Below are 25487 nucleotides of genomic sequence, written 5' to 3' on the forward strand. Positions count from 1 at the left end.
AAATCCTTATCTGGCAAAAGACTTAATTGATTAGTTCGCTCTAGAGCAAAAACAATTGACAAAAATCGCTAAATGCCTTTCTATATAAGGGTTACATCCCTTATAACCCCCGTCCATTGCATAACACAAACCGAAGAGCCCAAAATATCAGCATCTCCTATTGGTGTTCCTTGTCTTCTTAAATGTGCATAAATATCAGCAGCTTTGACAATAATTTCATCAGTCACAGGAACAATAATATTATTAGTGCAGAATGTTTCAAATGCTATTAGCTGTTTGCTGGCGGCTTTAGCTTTCAACCCCCTGAGAATTTCATAACGAGTTATCAAAGAAAAAGTGAATTTATTGTGTTGATTGAGATAGTCTATCGCCTTGACGATGGCAATCGGATTTGGGAGCATAATCGCTGACAAAATATCAGTATCGATTAACACTTTTTGCTGAATCATTCCGAAGTTTTAGGGGTAAAAAAATGACTGCGATTGCAAGCAATCTCTTCAATTTTATCAATTTCTTGTTCTGACAATCCTTCATAAACCTGAAACGCCATTTTTAGCATTTCTTCGGCTTTTAAGGTGGTTGTCTCTTCTATAATAAGTCTTACGGGTTGTCCTTCCTTGAGTTTAAGGTTCACCAAAGGACGTAAGATACCATTTTCAAAGACGGCTTCACAGTTTTGTTGCATTTGTCTATTTTGATTTAGATTACTCTAATTATAACTGGCCGATTCAAGTCTGAATTGCATCACTATCTGATCTACCTTTATAGAATACCTCATTGGGGGTCTGATAGTCAAGACATTTTCGAGGACGATTGTTAATCAAGTTTACGGCTCTTTCCACCTCCTCTGGCTTAACGATTTTGAAATTCCTTCCCTTGGGAAAAAATTGTCTTAATAGTCCATTGGTATGCTCATTTAATCCCCTCTCCCAAGAATGATAAGGAGTAGCAAAATAAAAATCTGCTCCTAGTTTCTGACTTAACTCTTGATGTCCACAAAATTCTTTAACCTTGTCACAAGTAAAGGTTTTTCTTTGGTCAGGGTGAATCTCTTGGAAAAGTTTTTCGGTGACAAGGGTTGATTTCCGATGCGGTTTTGTTTTTGGCTAATCCTGCTACTAAAAATTTCGAGGCTTTGTCCATATATGTAACGAGAACTCCTAGATGATTGACTCCAATCATTGTGTCACTTTCCCAATGACCGATTTCAGTTTTCTGGTCAGCAATTGCTGGTCGCTCGCTGATATCTACACGCCCTGGAATCCCTCCACGCTTACTTTTTGCTCCATTTCGACTCTTTCTTTTTCCTCGTCCTTGACGTAGGTATTAGACATCTCCAAAAATTTATAAGTCAGTCACAGCAAGGAAGAGAGACAGATTAGACCAAGAGTCAAAATTAGCTCTCAAAACCGATTAATCAGGGTTTAAAGAGACAAAATCCAATTTTTACGGAAAACTATGGCTAATTATAACGTCAATTACTTCCCCTGATTGCTCCCCTTCTATTACTTCTAAAATTAGCGCACTAATTCTCAACCTTACTAAGCCACAAACGGTAAGTAAAACCGATTTATATCGACTTTTATTTAATCTAAATCTTTCTTGAACCACTTTAAATACTTTGACCACTCGAATTAAATGCTCAACAAAAATTCGCCGAGATGATAAAACTTTATTTTCTTTAATTTAATTCTCGGTTAATTCTCCATTCTTCGGGTTTTTATCAGGAGTTCTGATTTGATTTTCTCCTAAGTAAGCTTTATCTCCAATAAAAGTTTGTTGAGAATCGAATTTGCTTAAAGTTTGCCGACAGATTTTTATGTCGCTCGTCGGACCAGGTTGACCAATAACTACATCAACAATATCTTCATCTTTTGGCAAGACAATAAATTGACTTTTTCAAGTATGTCTTTTTTGCTTTCCCGAATAATATATTTTTTGTTCTTGATAATCGGTCGGCCTCTCCAAGGGCTGTTCTGCGCTATCGACAATCAACTCATAATCCCTTAATTGTTCAATTATTATTTCCTCTTCTTGGCACTTCTTTATTTGTTCTAACAAACTTGGCGGTAACTCGCCTTCAAAAAGTTTTTGCCAATAGGTAAAGATATTATGAGCCGTTGATTCACTCACTTGAAACATTAGTCCTAAGATTTGAAAGCTTAGATGATGTCTTAAATAAACCAACATTAGAACAATTTGTTCCTCTTCTGATAATTTAGGAGGTGTTCCGCTTCCTGGTTGATTAATCCTAATTTTGGTTTTTTCGATTTCTGATTGGTTTTTCCGATGTATAAGTTTTCCAAGTGCCATCAGTTGTTCTAGTTGTTGGTAGTCAATCCCTAATAGTCTTTTAGTTTGTTTCGGATATTTTTGAATGTATTCCCAAGTGTAGTTTTTCATTGCTTTTTTTGAGCTACTATTTGTTTTATTACATCCTATTATTGTGATTTAATTAAATTATGGAGAGGTCTATTTAATTGGACAGGGTAAACATATTACAATGACTGATGGAGAGCATATCTTAACAATTCCCAGAGCTAATCCAATTAATGCTTATACAATGGGAACAATTATTAAAGGTGCCGGAATGTCTATTGAAGAATTTAAAAAACTTTTGTAAAAGCATCGGATTAAGGTTATGGACGAAAAACGCACCCAAGCTTATCTAAATATCATCGAATCAGCCTCTAAAAAAAATCACAGTCCATCACATAATCAGATCAAGCACAGTACAGACAATGAATGAACAACGCGCCCAAGCTTATGTTAATTTAATAGAACAGTTGCTCGCTTGTGCTGATGATGAGGAACCCAATATCCTGCAAGCTAATCAGGAATTGATTGATCCCGAATTCTTGCAGATGATGGAAAACTATGCAACAGGGTTAGAATAATAAGGATACAATAACCATGCAGATTGATTTAACACAACACTTTGGGCAATATCTCAACCCTCAAGCCAGAAATATAGAAGAATATGAGGCGTTTTTAACTGTTGGGGACATTGACAACAGGCTAAGGTGTTGTTAGTATATCCAACATGAAGGCTACCGCGCTCATTCGTCGTCGCGTCATCTTGGCCCCAGACGCATTCGCAGAAGTCACTGTCTGGCTTGTTCCCCAACCAGTTTTGCCATCGGAGCATCCTTACAAATATCGTCTCGCTTACATAGTCAACGGCAAATGTGTGTTGCGATATGATAACGAACGCGGTAAAGGCGATCACCGTCATTTCGATGGTGTGGAGTCTCTTTATGCTTTCTCTTCGCCAGACCAATTGATGGCCGACTTCAACTCTGACATTTTGAGGTGGAATTATGAACACGGTCGTTCTTGAAGTTCGCTCCTTGACTGACACCCTTGCCGATGCCGTTCAAGCGATGAAAACTGGTCGAGCAGAAAAAGAAGTTCGTATCAGTTTTGCTACCCCCGAACTTCTCTGGAAAGTTCTGACTGCCAAGCGGTGGGAACTCCTCAAAGCTATGTGCGGTGCTGGCCCCATTTCTATCCGTGAGGCGGCGAGGCGAGTACATCGGGATGTTAAAGCAGTACATGGAGATATTACGGCACTTTTAAATGTCGGTATTCTGAGTCGTGTAGCAGATGGGAGCGTAGAGTTCCCGTTTGAAGCGATCAAGGTTGAATTCATGTTGCAAGCCGTTTGATCGCCGGATTAGTAGCGATCGCCAATAAAGAGGATACCTGAAGCAAAAGTATTATCATTCTCTCGAAATTATTAAGGATATCCTAAGAATAAATTTTGAAAACTATGGGTATCCTGCCAGCGATAGATTGAAAAATCGCGGCGATCTGACGTTAAAATTTTCCCATGCCCTAAGTTTTCAGCTAATACTACTAATGAAGCATCAGCTAGATCCATTGGTATATCTTCATAACGTTTCATAAGTTGTTGCATTCGTCTAACATGATTTGATTGTAATTCAAATACTTCAAAACCACCTGCTAAGAAATTTTGAATAAATAGCAGTTGAGCATGATTACCGAGACGAGTTAGCAAAAGGTAACAAGTTTCGGTGACAACACACCAGGTTGTTATTAGGGGTTCTCGCAATCTTTGAATTACAAGCTGTGCTTGTTGATGATGATGATCTTGCTCATTGGCGAGGGCCAACCAGAAGCCTGTATCAACTATAATCATGTTTGGCTGACCATTCTTCCTTCAGGATAGTTTTATAATTAGTAGAAAGATCGGGCGAACCTTGTCCACACCCAATAAAACCGCTTTCTTTCAGCACTTTAAGAGGCTCTGAGTTACGCGGGTGTAGTTTGGTATATTGTTGCTCAATAACTTGATTGAGCAGGGTAGTGATATCCTGATCGCTATGTTGTTGGATATAGGCGAGTTTTTCCCTTTGTTCTTGGCTAAGATGAATGGTGATGTCCATAGTCTTTCTCCTTAATAATATCTAAACTATGATTAGAATAATTGAACGATAAACTATGACTAGGTTATCCTTTGTCCTTGACAATCACGAATATTTATTGTATCACACTATATCATAAGGTCGCTCTCTCTCAAAAAAAATCACAGTCCATCACATAATCACATCAATCACAGTACAGACAATGAATGAACAACGCGCCCAAGCTTATGTTAATTTAATTGAACAGTTGCTCACTTCTGCTGATGATGAGGAACTCAATAAGATTCTGCAAGCTAATCAGGAATTGATTGATCCCGAATTTTTGCAGGTGATGGAAAACTATGCAACAGGGTTAGAACAACAAGGAAATAATAATCCTGTTGCTTGGTTACGGAACATAGCGCAACAGTTGGGGCAGTTTCTCAACCCTCAAGCGAGAAGTATAGAGGAATATCAGGGGTTTTTATTAGAAGTATTACAAGCAGAAGCAGAGATTAATGATGGCCGTGCTATAATAACTGACAACGATTATTATTATAAAAATATGCAGTATAAAGTCAGTCTTAAGCAAACAGAAGAAGGATATGCTGTTTGGTGTCCCGGTTTACCCGGCTGTGCTTCTCAAGGTACAACAAAAGAAGAAGCTCTCAATAATATTCAAGATGCTATTGTGTCTTATTTAGAAGTTGCCGAGGAATTGAATCAAGGTGTAGAATCTTGTTATGTGGAAGTTGAATTAAATCATGCCTAGTCTTCCCGGAATTAATCATCAACGAGCCATTAAAGCCTTTGAAAAAGCAGGATTTAGGATTGTTCGACAGGGTAAACATATTACAATGACTGATGGAGAGCATATCTTAACAATTCCCAGAGCTAATCCAATTAATGCTTATACAATGGGAACAATTATTAAAGGTGCCGGAATGTCTATTGAAGAATTTAAAAAACTTTTGTGAAAGCATCGGATTAAGGTTATGGACGAAAAACGCCCCCAAGCTTATCTAAATATCATCGAGTCGTTCTCTCGAAAAAATCACAGTCCATCACATAATCAGATCAATCACAGTACAGACAATGAATGAACAACACGCCCAAGCTTATGTTAATTTAATTGAACAGTTGCTCATTTGTGCTGATGATGAGGAACGAACTAATATTCTGCAAGCTAATATGGAATTGATCGATCCCGAATTTTTGCAGGTGATGGAAAACTATGCAACGGGGTTAAAATAATAAGGATACAATAATAACCATGCAGATTGATTTAACACAAAACTTTGGGCAATATCTCAACCCTCAAGCGAGAAATATAGAAGAATATGAGGCGTTTTTAACTGTTGGGGACATTGACAATAGGCTAAGGTGTTGTTAGTATGTCCAACATGAAGGCTACCGCGATCATTTGTCGTCGCGTCATCTTGGCCCCAGACGCATTCGCAGAAGTCCCTGTCTGGCCTGTTCCCCAACCAGTTCTGCCATTGGAGCATCCTTACGTCATATACTTAAAAGTAGGATAAGAAATTGTTTAGAGAGTGATCCAAAACTTTAAAGATAAAGAAGCTCAAAAAGTTTTTGAACGTAAACATTCGCGTAAATTGCCATTAGATATCCAACAAGTGGCATTGCGAAAATTGCGGATGCTTAATCGTGCGGAAACCCTGCAAGATCTTCGTGTCCCACCAGCAAATCGATTGGAACGTCTGGTTGGTGACAGGGAAGGTCAATATAGCATTCGGGTTAACGATCAATGGCAAATTTGCTTTGTCTGGCAAAACGGTGATGCTCTAGACGTAGAAATCGTTGATTATCATTGAGGTAAAATAATGAATGAAGATAAACTAATGCCAATTCATCCCGGTGAGGTTCTTTTAGAGGAATTTATCAAGCCAATGAACCTTAGTCAGAATCAAATAGCTCTGGCTCTTGGAGTTCCTGAACAATGTATTAACGAAATCGTTCACGGAAAGCGGTGTATCACGGCGGATATAGCTCTTCGGTTAGCTCGTTATTTTGATATGTCACCGCGATTTTGGCTGGGATTACAAATGGATTACGATCTGGACGTTGTTGAAGATGAAATAGGAGATCAATTGGACAAAGAAGTTGCTGTAATGACAGTTATTTGTGCAGAAAAGTAATTTGTTTGATATGTTCTAAGGCAGAAACTTGGAATATATCAAACAAATTTGGCAGCGACCCCCCTTGACAATCACGAATATTTATTGTATCACGTTAAATCATAAGGTTGGTCTCTCTCAAAAAAAATCACAGTCCATCACATAATCACATCAATCACAGTACAGACAATGATGGAAGACTATGCAACAGGGTTAGAAGAACAAAGAAATAATACTCCTGTTGCTTGGTTACGGGATATAAAGTATAGAATCTTGTTATGTAGAAGTCTAAAGCATGATCTATATGATTATTTAATTGACTGTCATTCTAGCCTGACCTATAATCATGGAAAGCTCAATCAGGAAAGTGAAAATGAGACAGGTACTTACAGCGAGAATTTTTCAAGAAGATAATTGGTTTGTTGCCCAATGTTTAGAGGTTGATGTTGCTAGTCAAGGGGAAACGGAAACCGAGGCGTTAAACAATCTGCAAGAGGCTTTAGAATTACATTTTGAACCGCCTTGTGCGACAGTTATTCCCCGATTACAGAAGATAGAGGTAGAAATCAATGCCGCTTAAGCCTTTATCTTATCGTGAGATTAAACGCAAGTTGGAAGCGGCAGGGTTTGAAGTTGTTAGTCAAAAGGGGAGTCATGTTAAGTTTGCCAAGGATACTCCCGAAGGAAAAATGACAACGATTGTTCCCTGTTATAAGGAGGTAACAATCGGTACAATTAGCAGTATTTTAAGGCAAGCGGGATTAAGGGTTGATGAGTTTGAGCGTTTATAGTTAATATCCTCTATAGCATTCTGTGTCATAATCGCCCTATATCAAGGGGACTCATCCTATCATAGAGTCATCCGCTAAAAAACATCATAGTCCCTCATTCAATCATTCTAATCACAGTACAGACAATGAATGAACAACGCGCCCAAGCTTATGTTAATTTAATTGAACAGTTGCTCACTTGTTCTAATGGTGAGGAACTCAATAATACTCTGCAAGCAAATCAGGAATTGATTGATCCCGAATTTTTGCAGGTGATGGAAATCTATGCAACATGGTTAGAACAACAAGGAAATAATAATCCTGCGGCTTGGTTACGGCATAAGGCGCAACAGTTGGGGACATATCTCAACTCTCAGGCGGTCAATATAGAGGAATATAAGGGGTTTTTAGTAGAAGTGTTACAAGCAGAAATAGAGAGTTATAGCGATCCTACGGTGGTTTATCCTATCCTACAACGCCGTCAACATCTGTTAGATGATACTTTTGCCCAACTGTTGCAACAATACGCTAGAAATGAGTTTTCTCAAGGGAAACCAGAATATGTGGCAGCTATTGCCGAGGTGATTGAATATTTATGTATTCATATTTCACAGTTTCCCTTGGGAAGTCGGGCTAATAATCTGGAAATTGCTATTACAGGATATCAGAACGTCTTAGAAGTATATACCCGTCAAGCTTTTCCTTATGAATGGGCAACGACACAAATAAATCTGGGGAATGCTTATAGTCAACGCATCAGAGGGGGAAAAGCAGATAATCTAGAGTTAGCTATTGTGGCTTATAACCTGTCTTTAGAAGTCTATACCCGTGAAGCGTTTCCTGAACAATGGGCAAACACACAAAATAATCTGGGGGGTGCTTATAGTCAACGCATCAGAGGGGGAAGGGCTGATAATCTAGAGTTAGCTATTGCAGCTTATAACCAGTCTTTAGAAGTAAGAACCCGTGATAGCTTTCCTAAAGATTGGGCAAATACACAAAATAATCTGGGGATAGCTTATTGTCAACGCATCAGAGGGGAAAGGGCAGATAATCTAGAGTTAGCTATTGCGGCTTTTAACCTGTCTTTAGAAGTAAAAACCCGTGAAGCGTTTCCTCATGAATGGGCAATGATACAAAATAATCTGGGGAATACTTATCAGACTCGTATCAGAGGGGAAAGGGCAGATAATCTAGAGTTAGCTATTGCGGCTTATAACCTGTCTTTAGAAGTATGTACCCGTGAAGCTTTTCCTTATGAATGGGCAATGATACAAAATAGTCTGGGGTCTGCTTATAGTTATCGCATCAGAGGGGAAAGGGCTGATAATCTAGAGTTAGCTATTGCCGCTTATAACCTGTCTTTAGAAGTCTATACCCGTGAAGCGTTTCCTTATGAATGGGCAACGACACAAAATAATCTGGGGGGTGCTTATGGTCAACGCATCAGAGGGGAAAGGGCTGATAATCTAGAGTTAGCTATTGCGGCTTATAACCTGTCTTTAGAAGTCTATACCCGTGAAGCTTTTCCTCATGAATGGGCAAGGACTCAAAATAATCTGGGGGCTGCTTATAGTGAACGCATCAGAGGGGAAAGGGCTGATAATCTAGAGTTAGCGATCGCGGCTTATAACCTGTCTTTAGAAGTATGTACCCGTGAAGCTTTTCCTGAAGATTGGGCAGGTACACAAAATAATCTGGGGTTAGCTTATCATTATCAAACTCGCATCAGAGGGGAAAGGGCTGATAATCTAGAGTTAGCGATTAAATCTTATAACCTGTCCTTAGAAGTCTATACCCGTGATGCTTTTCCTGAAGATTGGGCAAGAACACAAAATAATCTGGGGAATGCTTATCTATATCGCATCAGAGGGGAAAGGGCAAATAATCTAGAGTTAGCTATAGCAGCTTATAACCTGTCATTAGAAGTATATACTCCGACTGCTTTTCCCATAGACTGTTTAGGAAGAGGACGAAACTTAGGACATACTGCTAACTTTATCGAAGACTGGGAAACCGCCATCAAAGGCTACAACTTAGCCATCGAAGCAGTAGAAAATACCCGACTCGAAGCCTTAAACCCCCAACGACAACAAGAAATCATCTCCGATGCAATGGATGTTTATCATGGCATTGTTCAATCCTATCTCAACCTCAATCAACCAGATCGCGCCTTAGAATACGTTGAACGCAGCAAAACTCGCTATCTAGTTCAACTGCTAACCGACCGAGATATCTATCCTAAAGGTAATATCCCCCAAACTATTATTACCGAATTAGATCGCCTCCGTCGTGCCATTATTGGGGAAGAACAACGGTTAGCCATCCAAGAACAAACCCGCAATCGGGGAGGAATTTTAACCCTAGATGAACAAAAACAACCCATCTTAAATGACTATACTCACCTCAATCAATTAAAACAAGAATTAAATCAACTCATTGACCGTGAAATAACTCCCATAGACCCCACTTTTAGCTTAACTCAAAAGGTTGAAAGTATTCCTCTAAGTGAGATTCAATCCTTAATTGATCAAGATACTGCCATCTTAGAATGGTATATTGCAGGGGATAGTATTATGGCGTTTATTGTTACTAATGAGGGTTTGATCCCCCCTAACCCCCCTTCAAAAGGGGGGAATAGTGAGGTGAAAGGGGTTAAAGTTTGGCAATCTTCAGCAGAAGATCGAGAAAAATTGATTAATTTTATTAAAAATTATCGTGACGCTTATGAAAATAATAAAACCGAGTGGATTAATAATCTTAATTTTCGTTTAAATCAACTATCAGAAATTCTCCACATTGATGAACTTTTAGAACTGATCCCTAAATCCTGCTCTCGTCTCATCCTAATTCCTCATTGGTTTTTACATATTATTCCCCTTCATTGTTTACCCCTAAAAGATGGACAATTTCTCTATCAATGCTTTTCTAAAGGGGTAGGATATGTTCCCAGTTGCCAACTTTTAAAACTGGTAAAATTATCACAGCGAGAAAACTTTACTCGTCTTTTTGCTATTAAAAATCCCACCAGAAAAGACCTAAAACCTCTCTTAGGAGCAAATCTAGAAATCGAGAGAATTAGTCAAGGATTCGCCACTGAAAAAACTATTATTATTGGGGAATTAGAAGCATCAGAACAAACCCTAGAAAATCGTCGTCAAGAGTTACAAGAATCTCATTGTATTCATTTTTCCTGTCATGGTAAATTTAATAATGAATCCCCTAGAGATTCCGCTTTAATGTTAGCAGATCCAGATAGTAACTTAGGAGAATTAGCTAACCTAACCCTAGCAGAAGTATTTGAAAAATTTGACTTAAGAGAATGTCGTTTAGTCACTTTTTCTGCCTGTGAAAGTGGTATAATCGAAAGTAAAGCTGATAGTATTAGTGATGAATATGTGGGTTTACCCAGTGGTTTTCTATTTGCAGGTAGTTCTAGTGTAGTTAGTACCCTTTGGACAGTAGATCCCCTAGCAACTACGTTATTTATGACTAAATTTTATCACGATCTTAAACGGATTTCTATCCGAGATGAAGGAAGTATCGCTATTGTTTTAAATCATACTCAAACTTGGTTAAGAACATTGAACAGTAAAAAATTAGCCAGAATTAAAAATAGTCAAAAATTCCAGCAATTACTCGATCGAGTCTTTGAGAGTAAACGGGATAGAAGAAAATTCCAAGACTTATTAGAAGCTGCGGTTAAACGTGAACCCTATCCCTTTGCCAATCCCTATTATTGGACAGCATTTATCGCTACAGGGATTTAATCTATTGTTCCTTGAGAATACAATTAAGTTGAGGTATTCTCCCCCCTTTTTAAGGGGGGTTGGGGGGGATCACTTTGATTTAAGAATCAGGATAATTTTGACAAAATTTATCCAGTCCTTGATCCTGAATATAAACAGCAACTATAGCAGATAAAATTCCCGCGACTTGCGGAGGACACATCAAATATCCTACAATAATACCTGTTAAAGTAGGGATAAGTGCGGGTAAATATTTTTCTCGCAACTTCGGTTGACAAATAGAATCCCGACATTTATTAAGAACAATAACAAACCAACGAAAATCAGCATTATCTTCTACCCCTTCAATCCCGTTACGAGTGGCAATAGACTCAGCAGCATCTGCTAAATCTCCCTCCCATTCCTCAATAACATCAAGTGCAATTAAAGCGTTCTCATTGTCCGCAAATTCAATACGGTACTGAGCAATTTTTTCCGGTGTTAACTGCGTTGCGTCTGACATAATACCATCCTTAAAGCTAAAACCAATTTTTTCCCATTATCTCACCTTATAATCGTCTCGTCGCTAAAGGTTTTGACTTTACCGATGGCAAGTTAATCCAGTCAAGATTAGCTTAGAAGACTAAGAATAAGCGAATTTTTTGGGGTGAGAATTTACTTTTGTCAAAAATTATTACATATTCGCAACAAAATACACTTTTTTGAGCAAACTAATATACCATACTTAGACAAGGCGATCGATTATTTTGGCCGCCGAGATTTTTAATCATTATAAGATTGTTTCCCTAATCGCCAAATTAACAATTACATACCGAAAAACAATGACAGCAGAATTTAAGTTTATTCCCCTGCAATTTCACTGGGTTGCTATCAATCCTAAACCGATTGGGGTTGTCTATTTTATCGGTGGTGCTTTCTTCGGCACTTTTCCCAATCTGTTCTATCGTTATCTGCTCAAACAAGTCTTTAAACGAGGCTATACCCTTATTGCTATTCCCTATCGTTTTACTTTTCGTCATTGGAATGTTTCCCTAGAAATGGTCAAAGATTTGATTGGATTGAGAAAGGCTATTTATGAAGAAGCTAAGTTTTTGGGCTATGAAGATAACCTTGAGTTGTATTTAGAAGATCCCACTGCTGGTAATCCTAATTATTTTTGGATGGGCCATAGTTTAGGGTGTAAATATATCTCCCTTTTAGAGGTTTTAAGTGATGTGGAAAACACAGAACTAGAACAGGTTTTGAGTGGTTGTGTCGGCAAAAATCAAGCCGAAGATATCCAAAAATCGCTGAATAATACCGATATTCATGCCGTATCTCTGAAAAATCAACCCTCGCTTTTACTGGCTCCTGTAATTGCTGGCATAGATAGCGCAATTCCCATAGCTGCCCTAGCTAAATTAGTGCAAAGTTTGGGTTTAGACGTACAGCCAAACGTGCAGGAAACCCGTTGTTTAATTAGCAATAGTAAGCTATTTCGACTCTTGGAAATTATCGCCTTTGCTAAGGATCTACAGGCTAAAGATACAGTAGCTTGGTTCATTAAAGAACTAAGTCAACAACTCTTAAAACCAGTAGTTCCCTTAGCCAATCGCACCCATCTAGCACCCCTTGGCTGGCGCAATGGCGACCAAGAATTAGCCGATAATGTGATTAAATCAATTCAGGAATTACGCGCTAAACTTATCTCCTGTTATCCCCAAAGTCAGGAAAAAGAGGAAGTCTTAATGAAGATGATTTCTGAAAGTTAATTAATCGAGGATGGGGAGAGGTTGCTAACGGTCAATATTGCCACCTGAATCGCTTTTTCGATAGCCTGTTGTTTGCTTTCTAAGCTAATCCCTTCCTCTTTGCTTCTTTCGGCAATCACAGCACAAATACAAGCGGCAGTAAATCCATAAACCCCCGCCATTTTAAATAAAGTTCCCGCTTCCATTTCATAATTGAGAATATTTAAACGTCGATATTCTTCCGTAATTCCCTCTAAATGGCGCTGAAGATAAGGGTTAGCAGAAGACAGGATTCTTTCCTGTCCTTCATAAAAACTATCCACAGAAGCGGTAATACCTACATGATAATTTACTCCCAAAAATTGAGCCGATTTGACTAGAGCAACTGTCAAAAAAGGATCCGCCACTGCGGGATATTCCGGAGGAGCAATATCATTAGCTGCACCTTGCCTACATAAAGCCGCTTGCGAGATAATAATATCACCAATTTTTATTCTATTTTGAATTGCGCCACAAGTACCAATACGAATAATAGTTTTAATTCCCACCTGTATTAATTCATTAACCACAATACTCAAAGATGGCGCACCCATGCCACTGGTAGCCAGAAGAATTGGGGTAGAATTATCTAGATAGCCAAGATAACTATTTAATCCGCGATAATCCGATAGTAAACGTGCATTTTGTAAATAAGTTTCAGCAATATAGCGCGAGCGTTCTGGTTCCCCCGATAATAGGGTGATAGTCGGTTTTGCCGTGCCTAAATCCTCACTGCTAAAGTTGAGATGATAGGGTTTTTGGTGAGATAAGTTATTGGACATTGACGTGAACTAAATACAGAAAAAAGGTAAGGAATTGATTTTCCTTACCTGATGATTGTAGCCTTTTGAAAACAAATTTACACTTTTGCTGACTCTTTAACTAACTTGTCCCAACCCAATTCCTTGAGGTTATTGTTGCGACGCAGGGGACGAGTAGCTAATTCTAAAATATCTCGCGCATTGGTAAAACCATGAATTTGAGCAAAAGTAAATTCTACCGACCATTTAGTGTTAATTCCCCGCGCTTCTAAGGGATTTGCATGGGCCATTCCTGTAATCACTAAATCGGGTTTTAACTCGTAAATGCGCTGAATCTGATTGTAGTTATCAGGTTTTTCGATAATTTTCGGGATGGGAACACCCATATCATTACAGGTTTTTTCTAGTAATGCTAATTCGGCCGCTTGGTAGCGTTTATCCATGTAAGGAATACCGATTTCATCACAAGTCATCCCGCAACGAATTAGGAAACGTGCCAGAGAAATTTCTAGTAAATTATCCCCCATAAAGAAGACCGATTTACCGCGCACAAGTTGCAGATAATCCTCTAAACTTTCCCAAATTTTTGCCTCTCTTTCTTCTAATCCCTGCGGTTGTACTCCCAAAACCGAACAGATTTTTTCTATCCAAGCGCGGGTTCCATCTGGACCGATGGGAAAGGGTGCGCCAATTAATTTACACTTACGACGACGCATTAAAGTGGTGGCAGTTCGTGATAGAAAAGGATTGACACCAGCGACATAATAACCTTCTTCAATTACTGGTAATTCAGTAAACCGTTTGGCCGGCAACCAACCATCAATTTTAACTCCTTGTTTTTTTAATTCTAGGGTTAAATTGGTCACAATTGGGTCGGGAACAGAACCAAATAAAACTAAAGGAGGATGGTCTTTATATTCCGATTCTTCCTGTTTAATTTCTTCTTTTTTCCGTCCAAAAGTTAAGAGTTTCTGGATGGCATTCCGTTCTTCTTTTTCATCTTCGTGCTTAACTTTTTCGGGACATTTATGCACCATGGAAGCGAGGACGGTATCTTCCCCTTGGGTAAAGGCATAATCTAAACCATTAGCGCGCGCTGTCACGATAGGAATACCGATTTCTGACTCTAGTTTCGGTGCTAATCCTTCTAAGTCCATTTTGATAATTTCGGTGGTACAAGTACCGATAAAAACGATAACGCTAGGGTTTCTATCTCGTTTAATTTGTAAGCAGAGGCGTTTTAGTTCTTCGTAGTCTTTTAGTTGAGCGGAAATATCCCCTTCTTCTAATTCAGCCATAGCATAACGCGGTTCGGCGAAAATCATCACCCCCATAGCATTTTGCAGGAAGTAACCACAGGTTTTTGTGCCGATAACAAGGAAGAAACTATCTTCGATTTTTTGGTATAACCAAGCAACACAGCTAATCGGACAAAAGGTGTGATAGTTGCCAGTTTCACAATCAAATTGTAAAGCGCTCGGTTCTTGGGTGGCGGTCATGTTGTTTGGTTCTCCTTTAACTTGGTTTATTTTGGTTTTCTCGTTTTATCTATTCTCTAATCTTTTGTAGTTCACTATCTTCTGATGGATTAAAAGTTTCTAGTTTCTTCTTCCGACGGATCAAAATTCAATCCTCAGACTTCTACCAGTTTGTCCCCATCGGAATTAAGCTGACAAAAGAAATACATACATACTGATAACTTAAGTTCTAAAGCTGCATCGAGTTGGGTGGTGGGCCCGTGGGTAGGGTGGGTTAGGCGACGATAATTTAGGCTATTAACTAATAAGTTAATTATTCGCCGTAACCCACCCAGAAAAAGAGTTTATTGGTGATTATTGGTGGTTATTGGTGGGTTACGCTGTCCCTAACCCACCCGACAAAATAATCTAAACCATCATCAGGTCTAATTCTTCCTCGGCGTTAACTTTCGGTTTATCGGCATTAAGATAGAAATCCGATAATAAAGTGAATAATTCCCGGTCGGCAGATTCTTTGGGAATAACTCCTTCTGGTTTGGCTAAAATCTGATCGGCAATGTTGAGATAATAGTCACAAACGTAACTTAACATCGGATCTTTGTCGGCCATTTCAAAGAGAGTTTGACCTTTAACTCTGGAGACGCGAATATCTTCAATTAAGGGTAAAACTTCTAACACTGGCATGGGAACATGATCTACATATTTATTAATTAAATCGCGTTTTGAGGTGCGATTACCAATTAATCCGGCTAGTCGCAGGGGATGAGTGCGCGCTTTTTCGCGGACGGAAGCAGCGATGCGATTGGCGGCAAAAAGAGCATCAAAGCCGTTATCTGTGACAATTATGCAGTAATCGGCGTAATTTAAGGGTGCGGCAAATCCTCCACAGACCACATCCCCCAAAACATCGAACAAAATCACGTCAAATTCATCAAAAGCGTTCAATTCTTTTAATAATTTCACCGTTTCCCCGACGACGTAACCGCCACAACCGGCACCGGCCGGAGGCCCCCCCGCTTCCACGCATTTGACACCACCGTAACCGTCATAGATAACGTCTTCGGGCCAGATGTCTTCGTAGTGAAAATCTTTTTCTTGCAGGGTATCGATGATTGTGGGAATCAGAAAGCCTGTCAGGGTGAAGGTGCTATCATGCTTGGGGTCACAGCCTATTTGTAGGACTTTTTTGCCTCTTTTGGCTAAAGCGGCCGAAATATTACAGCTTGTTGTCGATTTACCGATGCCACCTTTTCCGTAGACTGCGAGTGTTAAAGGCATGGAAGTTCTCCTAAATGTGCGCTTGAATGGTGAGTTTGTTTATCAGTGCTTTGATCCCAATTATTGACCATCTCCCCACCCCTTGGAAAGAGGCTCAATTTTTATCTGCTATAGCTAGAGTGAGATTGAACGCTTAAAAATTATATAAATAATCTTTTAGAGCTTATAAAGTTTTTTAAAGTCATAAAAACTTATAAAAACAGCTTTGTTTATACATTTACTTTAAATACAAACAATAAACAAAAAACCACCAAAGCTTTACAAAAACTCGATAAACAGGGTTTTACCGTGGCAAACCAGAACAAAAAAGGTCAAGATAGAGGCAGTCTAGAGACCGATGTCAGATTTTCGTGAATAATCATTACAATTTTCCCCGTCAGCAGATTAAATAAATCGATCCTGAGAAGGATGCTGAAAAAAGCTGTAGTACAATTAGAACAAAGTACCTGTAGGGTTTCCCATGCGAGTTAAGCAAAAAACGCTGACTACACTCTTATTAGAGAATAAGGCTCCTAAATATCGTCCTTTTCTGGGGTTTTTTCTGGCTGGGTTTCCTTTGCTGTTTTTAGCCTATGTGGTTTCTTTCCAGCGCGCTTATCTCAACTGCATGAGGTTAGGCACAAAAAGAATAGATTGTCAATATGTCCAAGAGTATAATTTTCCTGTTTCTAGTCGGGAAAATTTTTCTTTAACTCACATTAAAGCTACGGCTGTCTATCAAGAAGTTTTTATCAGTGTTGAGCAGAAAAAAACTGTTAATAACACGGTTTTATTGGTCGGGAGAAATAACTATCTCTACATCGAAAATTTTCGGGATGTGCAGTCAGCTAGTGATTTTAAAACTCGATTTGAGAGTTTTGTGAATAGATATCAAGCTCAGGAAATTATTGCCAAAAGTCCCCTAGATACCTTGTCAGCACTGCTAGAACACCACCATAATTATCCCTATTATCTCTGGGGTATGTTATGCTTATTGTCAGGTCTGTTATTACTTTATGATGTCAGCTATTGGGAGAGTTATGTCTTTAATCAGGGTACCGCTACCCTAACCCGTAGGCGACAACATTTAACTTTTAGAAGTGAAAGTGATTATCTTCTAGAGAGAATTGTTGAGGCAAAAGTAGAAGAGTACAAAGGCTTTTTGGGTTCTAATTACCGACGGATTATTTTAACCTTATCCAACGGGGAAAAAATTATCCTCAATTGCCGGTTACTGGAATCTATCAGTAACGGAAAAAGGGAAGAAAAAATCCTGGCAATGATTGCCGAAAAGTTAAACTTAAGTCAAGAGTAAGTGTTAATCTAAGTAAATGCGCTCTAGTTATTTAAAGTCTCTTTTTTTCGGTTTCCTATTAGTGACCGTGTTAGTTTATATATTGCGCGGCATGGGAATATTATCTTTTTTACCCGGAGGATTAATTTTGTTATTAATTCTCTCTTCCGTGGTGACGGGAATTATCTACGGAATCGATAAAACCCGCCGTTTTTAGGAAAATATTGGCTCTTCCTTCCAGACAGAAACGAGAAGGCTGCATCTCATTTTTGTAAATCTACTAAGTTGGGATTTTTAAGGGGAAACTCTCGGCTAAAGTCGGGCGTTACTTTCGATTTTATCACTCAATCCAAGCTTTTGGGGGGTTCTACCCCCCAAACCCCCCGTTGGGGACGCAAGCGCCGTCCCCAAACCCCTCGCGCATTAGTTTTTCGGTGGGATGCTTACACGCAGCTGCTGATATATCTGTAATAATTTAAAAGTCACTCGACCGAATCTAAGACCTAATTGGTTAAGCTAAAAGCTTTGATGTGCCTAGTTTCTAACCTTCTTTTTAGGTAGGAGAATTGTCAGATTCTGTCTTTTGCCTCTTGCCTTCAGAAGCTGATAATTGCTGATTGTCGGTATTTCTGCAAATATGAGATACACTCAACGAGAAGAATCCAACGGTTCTAACGTCAATGTCAAGATTGCGGTAGTTAGTTTCTGAGCAATCCCACTGAGAAAAATATCGGCTGCATCTCCTATTTGTGCTATGAGATGCAGCTATTGCTAAAGGCTAACACACCTAGGCTAATTACGGAGAGACTAAAGAAGATTTGAACGCAAAAATTTTCTCGATCACCTCTTCTACCACCTTATCAGGAGTGGAAGCGCCAGAAGTCACTCCGACGACAATTTTTCCCTCATTTAACCAGTTATCAGTGATAATTAAATCGTCCCCTAAAGGTTTATGTTCGATGCGATTGCCGGGGAGAATGCACTCGGCACTATCGATATGATAGGAGGGAATGGCACGCTCGATCGCTATTTCCTGTAGGTGAGTGGTATTAGAGGAATTATAACCGCCAATTACCACCATTAAAGAAAGCGGTTCTTTCACCAGTTCAAACATGGCATCTTGACGCTCTTGAGTGGCATCACAGATGGTATTAAAACTCATGAAATGATCTTTAAAATCGATCGGTCCGTACTTTCTCAACATAGTATGCTCGAAGAGTTTGCCAATTTCCTCCGTTTCACTTTTCAGCATCGTGGTTTGATTGGCAATACCGATATAATCTAGATCGCGATCGGGATCGAAACCCTGGGAATGGGCATTTTTAAACTTCTCTAAGAACTCATTTTTATCGCCACCGTGGAGAATATAATTAGCGACATAATTAGCTTGATCCAAATTTAAAACGATTAGATAAGTGCCAGCAAAAGAGCTAGTGGCGATCGTTTCTTCGTGATTATATTTGCCGTGAATAATCGAAGTGTGGTCGCTTTTTTTGTGCTTTTCCACGGAATTCCACACCTTAGAAACCCAGGGACAAGTAGTATCCACAATCATGCAACCCTTATCGTTAAGTATTTGCATTTCCGAGACACTGGCCCCAAAAGCAGGTAAAATCACCACATCCCCCGATTCCACTACAGTAAAGTCTTTTTGGCCATTTTCGACCGGAATAAAACCCACGGCCATGGAGCGCAGACGCTGATTAACCGAGGGATTGTGAATAATTTCGTTAGTAATCCAGATACGTTCCAGGGGAAAATGTTGACGAGTTTCGTAGGCCATGGCGACAGCGCGTTCTACCCCCCAACAAAAACCAAAAGCTTGAGCGAGATAGATCGTCACGTCCCCCCGTTGTAAACGATAATTATTTTCACGAATTTCTTGGATCAGGTCGCTTTGATACTCATTGGTCATCGCATCCATTACTTCCTCTTTATGACCGAATCCCTTGCGGTTATAGTTATCCGATTGCTGTAGGGTGCGTTTAAAGGATTTTGTATCCATGATTCTCTGATAGGGGTATTGGTGGCGCTAAATTGGGCGAGACAGTAGCTTGCCATATATTAAAAATACCTTATCTAGTCAGCGCAGGAGGCTTTTAGAGACTAGAGAGAAATTCCTCGTCGATATCGTAACCAAACTGTTGAGCGAAAAATTTTAAGCGAGATAAAGCAGGAATTTGCTGACTTTTCAGCCAATCAGACAAAATAAAGAGTTTTTGCATCACAAAAATCTCTAAAGCTTCGGGGTTATATTGAATTCCTTCCCCGCGATGGAATTGATGGGGGACCAACATAGCAGCATAACGGGCGATTTCTCCCTGTTTTGGGTCAAGAATAAAGATTAACCAGGGATAAACCGCATCTAAACGCAGAAACCACAGCCTAACTTCCGCTATCTCCGATAATTCCCGCATATCACCCTCCGCGCGAGGATAATCTATCTCTAATTGTAGAGCTTGTTCCAATTCGGCGATCGCTGATCGGGACCGATAATCTTGAATAATAGTCTCTAAAGATGATAGATCCAGATTTTGAATCTGATTGGGGTTAAGAGCGATTTTGACAGTCATAGGGGCAAATAAAAGGTTATATCGGGCAAAATTACGGTTTTTTATCCCCAGATCGGCAATGATCTATCTCAGAAAATACTCTCGATCGGGACAAAAAAACTAAGTATGACTATTCTCTCACTCCGGAGCGAGAGAGGGAAACTGGACTAAAATAGACCTCTTGTAAAAATCAAAAATTGTTGTTAGGGTTAGGAGTCAGTAGTCAGTAGTCAGTAGTCAGGAGAATTAAGAATGAATAATAATCAATTAAATGGTCTATTTACCAATTTTATGCAATTTAATCCTTATTTTTGCCGTTTTTGAACCATCAAAAATTAATTATGCAAGAGGTTTAATCCTCATGATTGGATTTCTCCTACAATTTAACCTCGGTTGAACACTGGGGGTTTTTTACTCGGCAAAATCGGGAACTCAGGTTATTGATAACTATTAGCTTGACGGGTAAACATAAGGTGATATTGTCCTCGTTTGCTCATCAGTTCCCCTTGACAAAGAGCTAATCGATGACTAATTACTATTGATAGATTTCCTATTCTGCATTAGCAGCAGGGGAGGCTGTCGGTTCCTCAAAAATGACCAATTCTCAGGATAATTATTCTAGAGAATTTAACCCTTTTTCTCTTAACTTAATTAAGGGCAATCCATCGGGATTATCAAAGAGAGTGATATGGAGGAAATTAGCTACTTTATCAATTACTTTACCCTAGAGAAATCCTCGAACTCGATCGCACAAAGAGGCAAAGAGTAAACCGGTAATCGTGCTGAGGGAATCGGTCAACAAGCTAAGGAAAATTAATCTGCTTACACTTGCGACTACCTTTAAAACAAACAACGGTTGAGTCTTCTCTGACGAACAATACACATTATTACAGTCCCCGGCACTCGAACCAGGGATAAAGGTACAATAGAACTGTAGAGATCTGGAGGGTTGCTATGTTTACACACAACTTAGATGACAAAAAACTGTCCCTCGATCTAGAAGGGAAAGCACCGCAAAAACTCACCTATCGTTCACCAAAAATCTACCACCTCGATCGCCCTAGCAATTTATCAACAGAAAGGAATTCAAGGACTGCGGGATTTAGAAGGAAAATTTGCCCTCGTTATTTTTGATGGGAGTCCTGCGGCAACATTCCCTAGGCATTGGTGATGTCGAAAGTGGCAGTCGCATCGTCAGTTCCCTAGCTGTGATCCCATGGTTGCCACCAAGCAACTGAAGTAGGACGGGGATATCATCCCGGAGCGGGAAGGGAAACTGGACTAAAATCGCCAAGGTTTGGATTTCTCCTACAATTTAATCTCCCCTGCACACCGGGGGTTTTTTAGTCAGCAAAATCGGTAACTAGGGACACGAATAAACCAGTCAATTTATGGGAAAATAAGCTCGTCTTCTCCGCTTTTATCCCATGCAAGCCGACTTTTTTACTAATATCCTCTTACCCGTTGGCCTAGGCGTTTTAATGTTAGGCATGGGATTGGGATTAATTCTCGCCGATTTTCAGCGTATCACCCGTTATCCCAAAGCAGTCCTGATCGGTTTAGTCAATCAAATTATTATTCTACCGATCGTCGGCTTTATTATTGTTTCTCTTTTGCCTCTCCGGCCAGAAATTGCCGTCGGTTTAATGATTGTCGCCATTTGCCCCAGCGGCCCTTCCTCCAATGTTTTAACCTATTTAGCTAAGGGAGATGTGGCTCTTTCTGTTACTTTAACCGCTTTTAGCAGTATCATCACTATTTTCACAATACCTTTTTTAGCTAGTTTAACTCTCCAGCATTTTATGGGTGAAAGTGCCGCTATCTCCCTACCCATTGGTTCCACTATGGGGCAGATATTTTTGATTATAGTTTTACCCCTGGTTATGGGTATGACTATCCGCCATTACTTCCCTTTACTGGCCAAAAGTCTGGAACCGATAACTAATCGTTTAGCCGTGATTTTTCTAGCGGTTATTATCTTCTTATTAATCCTGAGAGAATGGCAACGTTTACCTTTATTTATCGCTCAAACTGGCATCGCAGTGATCATTTTAAATACGATTGCTTCCCTAATTGGCTTTTTCAGTGGTCTTTTATTTCAATTAACTATTCCCCAAAGAATTTGTATTGCAATTGAAGTGGGTATTCAAAGCGGCACTTTAGCTATTGGCATCACTGCCGGTTTATTAAAGAATCCCGATCTAGCCATTCCCGCAATGGTCTATAGTTTATGGATGTATGTCAGCGCTTTTATCGCTGTTTATTATGGTCGCAAAAAAGCAGCTTTGGTAAAATAGCTAAATCGGGTGATAGGATCTAGCTAAAAACTGATAACTGATTATGTTAATTGGTAAATATTTAACCCTAGAAGAATTATCTACCTGTTCCCAAACCTATCAAAAGTATGCAGCACAAATCGATCCCTACCCAAAAAATCCCGCAACGATAACCGCTTGGCAAAATCTCGCTCACTTTATTATCGATCCAATTATTGATAATTTTGGTCGAGAAAGATTCCAATTAACCTATGGATTTTGTTCCAATGATCTGAGAAAATTTCTCCAAAAAAAAGACCCAATCACTGGCTTAAAAAACGGTAGAATCGATCCCAGTCGTGATCAACATTGCGCCCACGAAATTAATCAAAAAGGTCAATATTATTGTCAGCGATTGGGGGCAGCCTGTGATTTTCGGATTATCGATTTAACTAGCGATCGCCTGATAGATTGGATTTTAACCCAAAAATTACCCTTTGACTCTCTCTATTTTTACGGAATTAATCGCCCGATTCATATCAGCTACGGCCCCCAACATAAACGAGATCTATGGACTTTTACCACTAAAGGAACACCGACTAAAAAAGGTTTACAATCATGGTTAGAAGCCGCTAAATCTATCGATTCTGAAGCTAAAAAATCCCCCAAAATAGGGGGATAACCAAGACCTAAAACCCTCTTCTTTTAGATTTCTGGTTCCAGATCGTCCTCCTCATCCTCATCGGCTGGTTCCGTGGGGAAAGGAACCGAACCCATGTCTAATTTATCCCGCAATAACTTCTCAATTTCTGCCGCTACTTCTGGCCTTTCTTCGAGATATTTAACGGCATTATCGCGACCCTGGGCAATATTTTCGCCATTATAGCTATACCATGCCCCTTTACGAGTAACCACGTTAGTTTGTTCGGCGATATCGAGCATACAACCCACTTGGGAAATGCCTTTACCGAAGATAATATCAAATTCAGCAATCCGGAAAGGAGGCGCGACTTTATTTTTAGCCACCTTAACTTTAGCCCGAATTCCGTATTCCCCTTCCGTGCCTTTTTTCAAAGTTTGAATGCGACGGATATCCAAACGCACCGAGGCATAAAATTTTAAGGCCGTTCCTCCAGTGGTCACTTCAGGATTACCGTAGGTGACACCGATTTTTTGCCGCAGTTGGTTGAGGAAAATCACCACACAACCGGATTTACCAATATTACCAGCAATTTTTCGCAGGGCTTTACTCATCAAACGGGCCTGCAAACCCACCTGATTATCCCCCATTTCCCCTTCAATTTCCGCCCGCGGCACTAAAGCGGCCACCGAGTCGATGACAACGATATCCACGGCCGAAGAACGCACTAACTGGTCAACTATTTCTAAGGCAGCCTCCCCCGTATCCGGTTGTGCCACCAGTAAATTATTGATATCTACCCCTAAATCTTCCGAATAGGTGGGATCTAAAGCGTGTTCCGCATCGACAAAGGCCGCCACTCCCCCAGCTTTTTGCACTTCTGCGATCGCATGGAGGGCTAAGGTGGTTTTTCCAGAACTTTCCGGCCCGTAAATTTCGACGATGCGGCCCTTCGGTAAACCGCCACCCAACGCCATATCTAGGGTTAAAGCACCACTAGGCACGGTTTCCACCCGCATCCGGGTTGCGTCTCCCAAACGCATAATCGAACCTTTGCCAAAGTTGCGCTCGATTTGAGTTAAGACTAAGCCTAAGGCTTTATCTCGATCGGAATTATTTGTCATTGTCGCCATTAATTTTCTCCCCAGTTTTCTTAAGTAGTACAGCAGTATCTAAAGATTGTAGCTTGTTTTAATCTTGATCACCAAAAAGTTAGAGACTTTTTCCAGAATGGTGATCAAAAATCAAAACTTTTGATTTTTACAGCCAAGGTCGGCTCATCTGTTCTAATTGCGTCACCTCTTGCGCTTCTAAACTCCATCCTAAGGCCCCGGCATTTTCCCTCGCTTGGGCCGCGGTTTTTGCCCCCGGAATGGGAATCACATCCCCTTGGGCGATTAACCAATTGAGGGCGACTTGTGCGGGGGTTTTTTGGTATTTTACGCCCAATTCTTGCATTACCCTTAAAATTGGGGCTATTTTATCCAAACCTTCTTTTTTGAACCGTGGGTCAACTTTTCTGGCTCCATCGGGCAAATTCTGGCTTTCTGGGCTATATTTACCCGTCAGTAGTCCTTGAGCGAGGGGGCTGTAGGCGAGGATGGTGACACCTAATTCCTTGGCCGTGGCTAAAATTCCCTTAGTTTCTATTTTGCGATACAAAAGCGAATACTGCACCTGATTGACCGCTAAGGGAACCTCTTTTTTCGCCAAAATCTGGCTTGCTTGACGCATTTGCTCGGCGGAATAATTACTTACACCCACGGAACCAATGCGGCCGCGTTTTACTTCTTCCCCTAGGGCATTCATTAGGGTTTCTTGGCTAATCAGGAAGGTGAAGGGCCAATGTACTTGGTAAAGGGCAATTTTATCGGTTTGTAGACGGTTTAAGCTCTCGGTAATGGCATTATGAACCGCATTCGCCCCCAATCGCCACGGTACGGGGGCAAATTTGCTGGCAATATCGATGGGAATATCGGTCTGTTGGGTAAATTTTCCTAAGAGTCGTTCCGATTCCCCCAGTCCATAGACTTCGGCTGTGTCAAAAAAGGTGATTCCTGCCTCTACTGCAGCTTTAAAGGCCTCCTCTACCTGACTAGCTCCGTATTCCTTGCCATAGTTCCAGAAGAGTTTATCTCCCCATGCCCAAGTCCCGATTCCCAAGGCACTGACGGCAATTCCTGTTTGTCCGAGATTAGCGGTTTGTCTAGTCATATTCTCTACACGGAATGACAGCGTTTCCCATTAAAGTTGAAGTGTAACCTATATTTGGTCTGACTCACCACTAACCCCCTTTTTTGATTCCGGGAAATTCGCACCCATAATTAATGGGAAAGGACTTGACTTTGCCGGCGACTTGCGCTATGCTTTTCTTATAATGGGAATCTCTGCAAAAATTTTTTAGACGCAAGGATTTCCATTATGAATAAAATCTTTTAAAAATATTATCGCAAAATC

At 40.1% G+C, this 25487-nt stretch carries 30 protein-coding genes and 3 pseudogenes; 18 read left to right on the forward strand and 15 right to left on the reverse strand.

The window, feature by feature from the left end; translation table 11 throughout:
• Positions 1-80: 80 nt before the first annotated feature.
• From IM456_RS21185 to IM456_RS21205, 5 genes and pseudogenes are all read right to left on the reverse strand, one after another.
• A complete protein-coding gene (locus IM456_RS21185) occupies positions 81-449 on the reverse strand; it encodes a PIN domain-containing protein (RefSeq protein WP_149985949.1) in 369 nt (122 codons plus the stop codon).
• Positions 446-685, reverse strand: coding sequence for an antitoxin family protein (locus tag IM456_RS21190; RefSeq protein WP_149985948.1), 240 nt, complete (start codon positions 683-685; stop codon positions 446-448). The genes IM456_RS21185 and IM456_RS21190 overlap by 4 nt, the downstream gene beginning before the upstream one ends.
• 43 nt (positions 686-728) lie before the next feature.
• Positions 729-1326, reverse strand: a pseudogene (locus tag IM456_RS21195) (IS30 family transposase); the annotation flags it as partial.
• Positions 1327-1446: 120 nt separating this feature from the next.
• Positions 1447-1881 (reverse strand): annotated as a pseudogene (locus IM456_RS21200) (transposase family protein).
• An 18-nt stretch (positions 1882-1899) separates the two neighbouring features.
• Positions 1900-2403 (reverse strand): helix-turn-helix domain-containing protein, encoded by a 504-nt coding sequence (locus IM456_RS21205; protein WP_149985947.1) that lies wholly within the window; start codon positions 2401-2403, stop codon positions 1900-1902.
• Between the two features lie 73 nt (positions 2404-2476).
• Here IM456_RS21205 and IM456_RS23620 point away from each other — a divergent pair.
• The 4 genes and pseudogenes from IM456_RS23620 to IM456_RS21220 all read left to right on the forward strand — a co-directional run.
• Positions 2477-2623: pseudogene (locus IM456_RS23620) on the forward strand (type II toxin-antitoxin system HicA family toxin); the annotation flags it as partial.
• A gap of 118 nt (positions 2624-2741) precedes the next feature.
• On the forward strand, positions 2742-2897 hold the full coding sequence (locus tag IM456_RS21210; RefSeq protein WP_172970484.1) for a hypothetical protein: 156 nt from the start codon (positions 2742-2744) through the stop codon (positions 2895-2897).
• Positions 2898-3043: 146 nt separating this feature from the next.
• On the forward strand, positions 3044-3340 hold the full coding sequence (locus tag IM456_RS21215) for a toxin-antitoxin system TumE family protein (protein ID WP_149985946.1): 297 nt from the start codon (positions 3044-3046) through the stop codon (positions 3338-3340).
• Entirely contained in the window at positions 3321-3668 is a 348-nt protein-coding gene (locus IM456_RS21220; RefSeq protein ID WP_002751511.1) for an HVO_A0114 family putative DNA-binding protein, read from the forward strand. The genes IM456_RS21215 and IM456_RS21220 overlap by 20 nt, the downstream gene beginning before the upstream one ends.
• Positions 3669-3739: 71 nt before the next feature.
• Here the strand turns inward: IM456_RS21220 and IM456_RS21225 are convergent, their stop codons facing one another.
• A complete protein-coding gene (locus IM456_RS21225; protein WP_147073654.1) occupies positions 3740-4162 on the reverse strand; it encodes a type II toxin-antitoxin system VapC family toxin in 423 nt (140 codons plus the stop codon).
• A complete protein-coding gene (locus tag IM456_RS21230; RefSeq protein WP_041803907.1) occupies positions 4149-4409 on the reverse strand; it encodes a hypothetical protein in 261 nt (86 codons plus the stop codon). The genes IM456_RS21225 and IM456_RS21230 overlap by 14 nt, the downstream gene beginning before the upstream one ends.
• Positions 4410-4932: 523 nt before the next feature.
• On the opposite strand from IM456_RS21230, the gene IM456_RS21235 reads away from it, so the two are divergent.
• The 8 genes from IM456_RS21235 to IM456_RS21270 all read left to right on the forward strand — a co-directional run bounded on the left by IM456_RS21235 (position 4933) and on the right by IM456_RS21270 (position 11045).
• Positions 4933-5139, forward strand: coding sequence for a type II toxin-antitoxin system HicB family antitoxin (locus tag IM456_RS21235; RefSeq protein WP_012264985.1), 207 nt, complete (start codon positions 4933-4935; stop codon positions 5137-5139).
• Positions 5132-5344, forward strand: a complete 213-nt coding sequence (locus IM456_RS21240; protein WP_002759169.1) for a type II toxin-antitoxin system HicA family toxin — start codon at positions 5132-5134, stop codon at positions 5342-5344. Before IM456_RS21235 ends, IM456_RS21240 begins: the two co-directional genes overlap by 8 nt.
• A gap of 118 nt (positions 5345-5462) precedes the next feature.
• Positions 5463-5621 (forward strand): hypothetical protein, encoded by a 159-nt coding sequence (locus IM456_RS21245; RefSeq protein WP_192845989.1) that lies wholly within the window; start codon positions 5463-5465, stop codon positions 5619-5621.
• Between the two features lie 299 nt (positions 5622-5920).
• Positions 5921-6202 (forward strand): type II toxin-antitoxin system RelE/ParE family toxin, encoded by a 282-nt coding sequence (locus IM456_RS21250; protein ID WP_008206034.1) that lies wholly within the window; start codon positions 5921-5923, stop codon positions 6200-6202.
• 9 nt (positions 6203-6211) lie between these two features.
• Positions 6212-6526: a HigA family addiction module antitoxin gene (locus IM456_RS21255; RefSeq protein ID WP_002737909.1), complete on the forward strand. Its 315-nt coding sequence runs from the start codon at positions 6212-6214 to the stop codon at positions 6524-6526.
• A gap of 352 nt (positions 6527-6878) precedes the next feature.
• Positions 6879-7085, forward strand: coding sequence for a type II toxin-antitoxin system HicB family antitoxin (locus IM456_RS21260; RefSeq protein ID WP_002740815.1), 207 nt, complete (start codon positions 6879-6881; stop codon positions 7083-7085).
• Positions 7075-7296, forward strand: coding sequence for a type II toxin-antitoxin system HicA family toxin (locus IM456_RS21265; RefSeq protein ID WP_002790990.1), 222 nt, complete (start codon positions 7075-7077; stop codon positions 7294-7296). The genes IM456_RS21260 and IM456_RS21265 overlap by 11 nt, the downstream gene beginning before the upstream one ends.
• 125 nt (positions 7297-7421) lie before the next feature.
• Positions 7422-11045, forward strand: a complete 3624-nt coding sequence (locus IM456_RS21270) for a CHAT domain-containing protein (protein WP_287693086.1) — start codon at positions 7422-7424, stop codon at positions 11043-11045.
• Between the two features lie 79 nt (positions 11046-11124).
• Here the strand turns inward: IM456_RS21270 and IM456_RS21275 are convergent, their stop codons facing one another.
• Positions 11125-11526 carry a hypothetical protein gene (locus IM456_RS21275; RefSeq protein ID WP_002798731.1) on the reverse strand — a complete coding sequence of 134 codons (402 nt, stop codon included), beginning with the start codon at positions 11524-11526 and terminating at the stop codon, positions 11125-11127.
• A 319-nt stretch (positions 11527-11845) separates the two neighbouring features.
• Here IM456_RS21275 and IM456_RS21280 point away from each other — a divergent pair, with 319 nt between their 5' ends.
• Positions 11846-12775 carry a DUF1350 family protein gene (locus tag IM456_RS21280; protein WP_287693087.1) on the forward strand — a complete coding sequence of 310 codons (930 nt, stop codon included), beginning with the start codon at positions 11846-11848 and terminating at the stop codon, positions 12773-12775.
• On the opposite strand, the gene IM456_RS21285 is transcribed toward IM456_RS21280, so the two are convergent.
• The 3 genes from IM456_RS21285 to bchL all read right to left on the reverse strand — a co-directional run bounded on the left by IM456_RS21285 (position 12772) and on the right by bchL (position 16310).
• Positions 12772-13575 carry a nucleoside phosphorylase gene (locus tag IM456_RS21285; protein WP_287693088.1) on the reverse strand — a complete coding sequence of 268 codons (804 nt, stop codon included), beginning with the start codon at positions 13573-13575 and terminating at the stop codon, positions 12772-12774. The genes IM456_RS21280 and IM456_RS21285 overlap by 4 nt on opposite strands.
• A 77-nt stretch (positions 13576-13652) precedes the next feature.
• Entirely contained in the window at positions 13653-15053 is a 1401-nt protein-coding gene (locus tag IM456_RS21290) for a ferredoxin:protochlorophyllide reductase (ATP-dependent) subunit N (protein ID WP_002740797.1), read from the reverse strand.
• A 387-nt stretch (positions 15054-15440) separates the two neighbouring features.
• On the reverse strand, positions 15441-16310 hold the full coding sequence (gene bchL, locus IM456_RS21295) for a ferredoxin:protochlorophyllide reductase (ATP-dependent) iron-sulfur ATP-binding protein (protein ID WP_002759152.1): 870 nt from the start codon (positions 16308-16310) through the stop codon (positions 15441-15443).
• Between the two features lie 460 nt (positions 16311-16770).
• Here bchL and IM456_RS21300 point away from each other — a divergent pair, with 460 nt between their 5' ends.
• Positions 16771-17604 (forward strand): hypothetical protein, encoded by an 834-nt coding sequence (locus IM456_RS21300; RefSeq protein ID WP_287693089.1) that lies wholly within the window; start codon positions 16771-16773, stop codon positions 17602-17604.
• A 16-nt stretch (positions 17605-17620) separates the two neighbouring features.
• A complete protein-coding gene (locus IM456_RS21305) occupies positions 17621-17800 on the forward strand; it encodes a hypothetical protein (protein ID WP_002800951.1) in 180 nt (59 codons plus the stop codon).
• A 579-nt stretch (positions 17801-18379) separates the two neighbouring features.
• Here the strand turns inward: IM456_RS21305 and IM456_RS21310 are convergent.
• Together IM456_RS21310 and IM456_RS21315 are read right to left on the reverse strand one after the other, a co-directional pair.
• A complete protein-coding gene (locus IM456_RS21310) occupies positions 18380-19588 on the reverse strand; it encodes a 4-hydroxy-3-methylbut-2-enyl diphosphate reductase (protein WP_287693090.1) in 1209 nt (402 codons plus the stop codon).
• A 94-nt stretch (positions 19589-19682) separates the two neighbouring features.
• Entirely contained in the window at positions 19683-20156 is a 474-nt protein-coding gene (locus IM456_RS21315) for a CRR6 family NdhI maturation factor (protein ID WP_002795611.1), read from the reverse strand.
• 933 nt (positions 20157-21089) lie between these two features.
• Here IM456_RS21315 and IM456_RS21320 point away from each other — a divergent pair.
• The 3 genes from IM456_RS21320 (at position 21090) to IM456_RS21330 (ending at position 23072) form a co-directional block, all read left to right on the forward strand.
• Positions 21090-21269, forward strand: a complete 180-nt coding sequence (locus IM456_RS21320) for a hypothetical protein (protein WP_002759146.1) — start codon at positions 21090-21092, stop codon at positions 21267-21269.
• Positions 21270-21562: 293 nt separating this feature from the next.
• Positions 21563-22432 carry a bile acid:sodium symporter family protein gene (locus IM456_RS21325; RefSeq protein ID WP_149987831.1) on the forward strand — a complete coding sequence of 290 codons (870 nt, stop codon included), beginning with the start codon at positions 21563-21565 and terminating at the stop codon, positions 22430-22432.
• A gap of 43 nt (positions 22433-22475) precedes the next feature.
• Entirely contained in the window at positions 22476-23072 is a 597-nt protein-coding gene (locus IM456_RS21330) for a hypothetical protein (RefSeq protein ID WP_061431379.1), read from the forward strand.
• A gap of 23 nt (positions 23073-23095) precedes the next feature.
• Here the strand turns inward: IM456_RS21330 and recA are convergent, their stop codons facing one another.
• Together recA and IM456_RS21340 are read right to left on the reverse strand one after the other, a co-directional pair.
• A complete protein-coding gene (gene recA / locus IM456_RS21335; RefSeq protein WP_149987829.1) occupies positions 23096-24163 on the reverse strand; it encodes a recombinase RecA in 1068 nt (355 codons plus the stop codon).
• 127 nt (positions 24164-24290) lie between these two features.
• Positions 24291-25244, reverse strand: a complete 954-nt coding sequence (locus IM456_RS21340; protein WP_287693091.1) for an aldo/keto reductase — start codon at positions 25242-25244, stop codon at positions 24291-24293.
• Positions 25245-25487: the final 243 nt, after the last annotated feature.

Source organism: Microcystis sp. M079S1, from assembly GCF_020246425.1.
In the GTDB taxonomy this organism is placed as follows: Bacteria; Cyanobacteriota; Cyanobacteriia; order Cyanobacteriales; family Microcystaceae; genus Microcystis; species Microcystis aeruginosa.

Bases quoted from the DNA above. Each gene is read 5' to 3' on its own strand.
- IM456_RS21185 (WP_149985949.1), bottom strand. From the start codon at position 449: ATGATTCAGCAAAAAGTGTTAATCGATACTGATATTTTGTCAGCGATT.
- IM456_RS21190 (WP_149985948.1), bottom strand. From the start codon at position 685: ATGCAACAAAACTGTGAAGCCGTCTTTGAAAATGGTATCTTACGTCCT.
- IM456_RS21205 (WP_149985947.1), bottom strand. From the start codon at position 2,403: ATGAAAAACTACACTTGGGAATACATTCAAAAATATCCGAAACAAACT.
- IM456_RS21210 (WP_172970484.1), top strand. From the start codon at position 2,742: ATGAATGAACAACGCGCCCAAGCTTATGTTAATTTAATAGAACAGTTG.
- IM456_RS21215 (WP_149985946.1), top strand. From the start codon at position 3,044: ATGAAGGCTACCGCGCTCATTCGTCGTCGCGTCATCTTGGCCCCAGAC.
- IM456_RS21220 (WP_002751511.1), top strand. From the start codon at position 3,321: ATGAACACGGTCGTTCTTGAAGTTCGCTCCTTGACTGACACCCTTGCC.
- IM456_RS21225 (WP_147073654.1), bottom strand. From the start codon at position 4,162: ATGATTATAGTTGATACAGGCTTCTGGTTGGCCCTCGCCAATGAGCAA.
- IM456_RS21230 (WP_041803907.1), bottom strand. From the start codon at position 4,409: ATGGACATCACCATTCATCTTAGCCAAGAACAAAGGGAAAAACTCGCC.
- IM456_RS21235 (WP_012264985.1), top strand. From the start codon at position 4,933: ATGCAGTATAAAGTCAGTCTTAAGCAAACAGAAGAAGGATATGCTGTT.
- IM456_RS21240 (WP_002759169.1), top strand. From the start codon at position 5,132: ATGCCTAGTCTTCCCGGAATTAATCATCAACGAGCCATTAAAGCCTTT.
- IM456_RS21245 (WP_192845989.1), top strand. From the start codon at position 5,463: ATGAATGAACAACACGCCCAAGCTTATGTTAATTTAATTGAACAGTTG.
- IM456_RS21255 (WP_002737909.1), top strand. From the start codon at position 6,212: ATGAATGAAGATAAACTAATGCCAATTCATCCCGGTGAGGTTCTTTTA.
- IM456_RS21260 (WP_002740815.1), top strand. From the start codon at position 6,879: ATGAGACAGGTACTTACAGCGAGAATTTTTCAAGAAGATAATTGGTTT.
- IM456_RS21265 (WP_002790990.1), top strand. From the start codon at position 7,075: ATGCCGCTTAAGCCTTTATCTTATCGTGAGATTAAACGCAAGTTGGAA.
- IM456_RS21270 (WP_287693086.1), top strand. From the start codon at position 7,422: ATGAATGAACAACGCGCCCAAGCTTATGTTAATTTAATTGAACAGTTG.
- IM456_RS21275 (WP_002798731.1), bottom strand. From the start codon at position 11,526: ATGTCAGACGCAACGCAGTTAACACCGGAAAAAATTGCTCAGTACCGT.
- IM456_RS21280 (WP_287693087.1), top strand. From the start codon at position 11,846: ATGACAGCAGAATTTAAGTTTATTCCCCTGCAATTTCACTGGGTTGCT.
- IM456_RS21285 (WP_287693088.1), bottom strand. From the start codon at position 13,575: ATGTCCAATAACTTATCTCACCAAAAACCCTATCATCTCAACTTTAGC.
- IM456_RS21290 (WP_002740797.1), bottom strand. From the start codon at position 15,053: ATGACCGCCACCCAAGAACCGAGCGCTTTACAATTTGATTGTGAAACT.
- bchL (WP_002759152.1), bottom strand. From the start codon at position 16,310: ATGCCTTTAACACTCGCAGTCTACGGAAAAGGTGGCATCGGTAAATCG.
- IM456_RS21300 (WP_287693089.1), top strand. From the start codon at position 16,771: ATGCGAGTTAAGCAAAAAACGCTGACTACACTCTTATTAGAGAATAAG.
- IM456_RS21305 (WP_002800951.1), top strand. From the start codon at position 17,621: ATGCGCTCTAGTTATTTAAAGTCTCTTTTTTTCGGTTTCCTATTAGTG.
- IM456_RS21310 (WP_287693090.1), bottom strand. From the start codon at position 19,588: ATGGATACAAAATCCTTTAAACGCACCCTACAGCAATCGGATAACTAT.
- IM456_RS21315 (WP_002795611.1), bottom strand. From the start codon at position 20,156: ATGACTGTCAAAATCGCTCTTAACCCCAATCAGATTCAAAATCTGGAT.
- IM456_RS21320 (WP_002759146.1), top strand. From the start codon at position 21,090: ATGTTTACACACAACTTAGATGACAAAAAACTGTCCCTCGATCTAGAA.
- IM456_RS21325 (WP_149987831.1), top strand. From the start codon at position 21,563: ATGCAAGCCGACTTTTTTACTAATATCCTCTTACCCGTTGGCCTAGGC.
- IM456_RS21330 (WP_061431379.1), top strand. From the start codon at position 22,476: ATGTTAATTGGTAAATATTTAACCCTAGAAGAATTATCTACCTGTTCC.
- recA (WP_149987829.1), bottom strand. From the start codon at position 24,163: ATGGCGACAATGACAAATAATTCCGATCGAGATAAAGCCTTAGGCTTA.
- IM456_RS21340 (WP_287693091.1), bottom strand. From the start codon at position 25,244: ATGACTAGACAAACCGCTAATCTCGGACAAACAGGAATTGCCGTCAGT.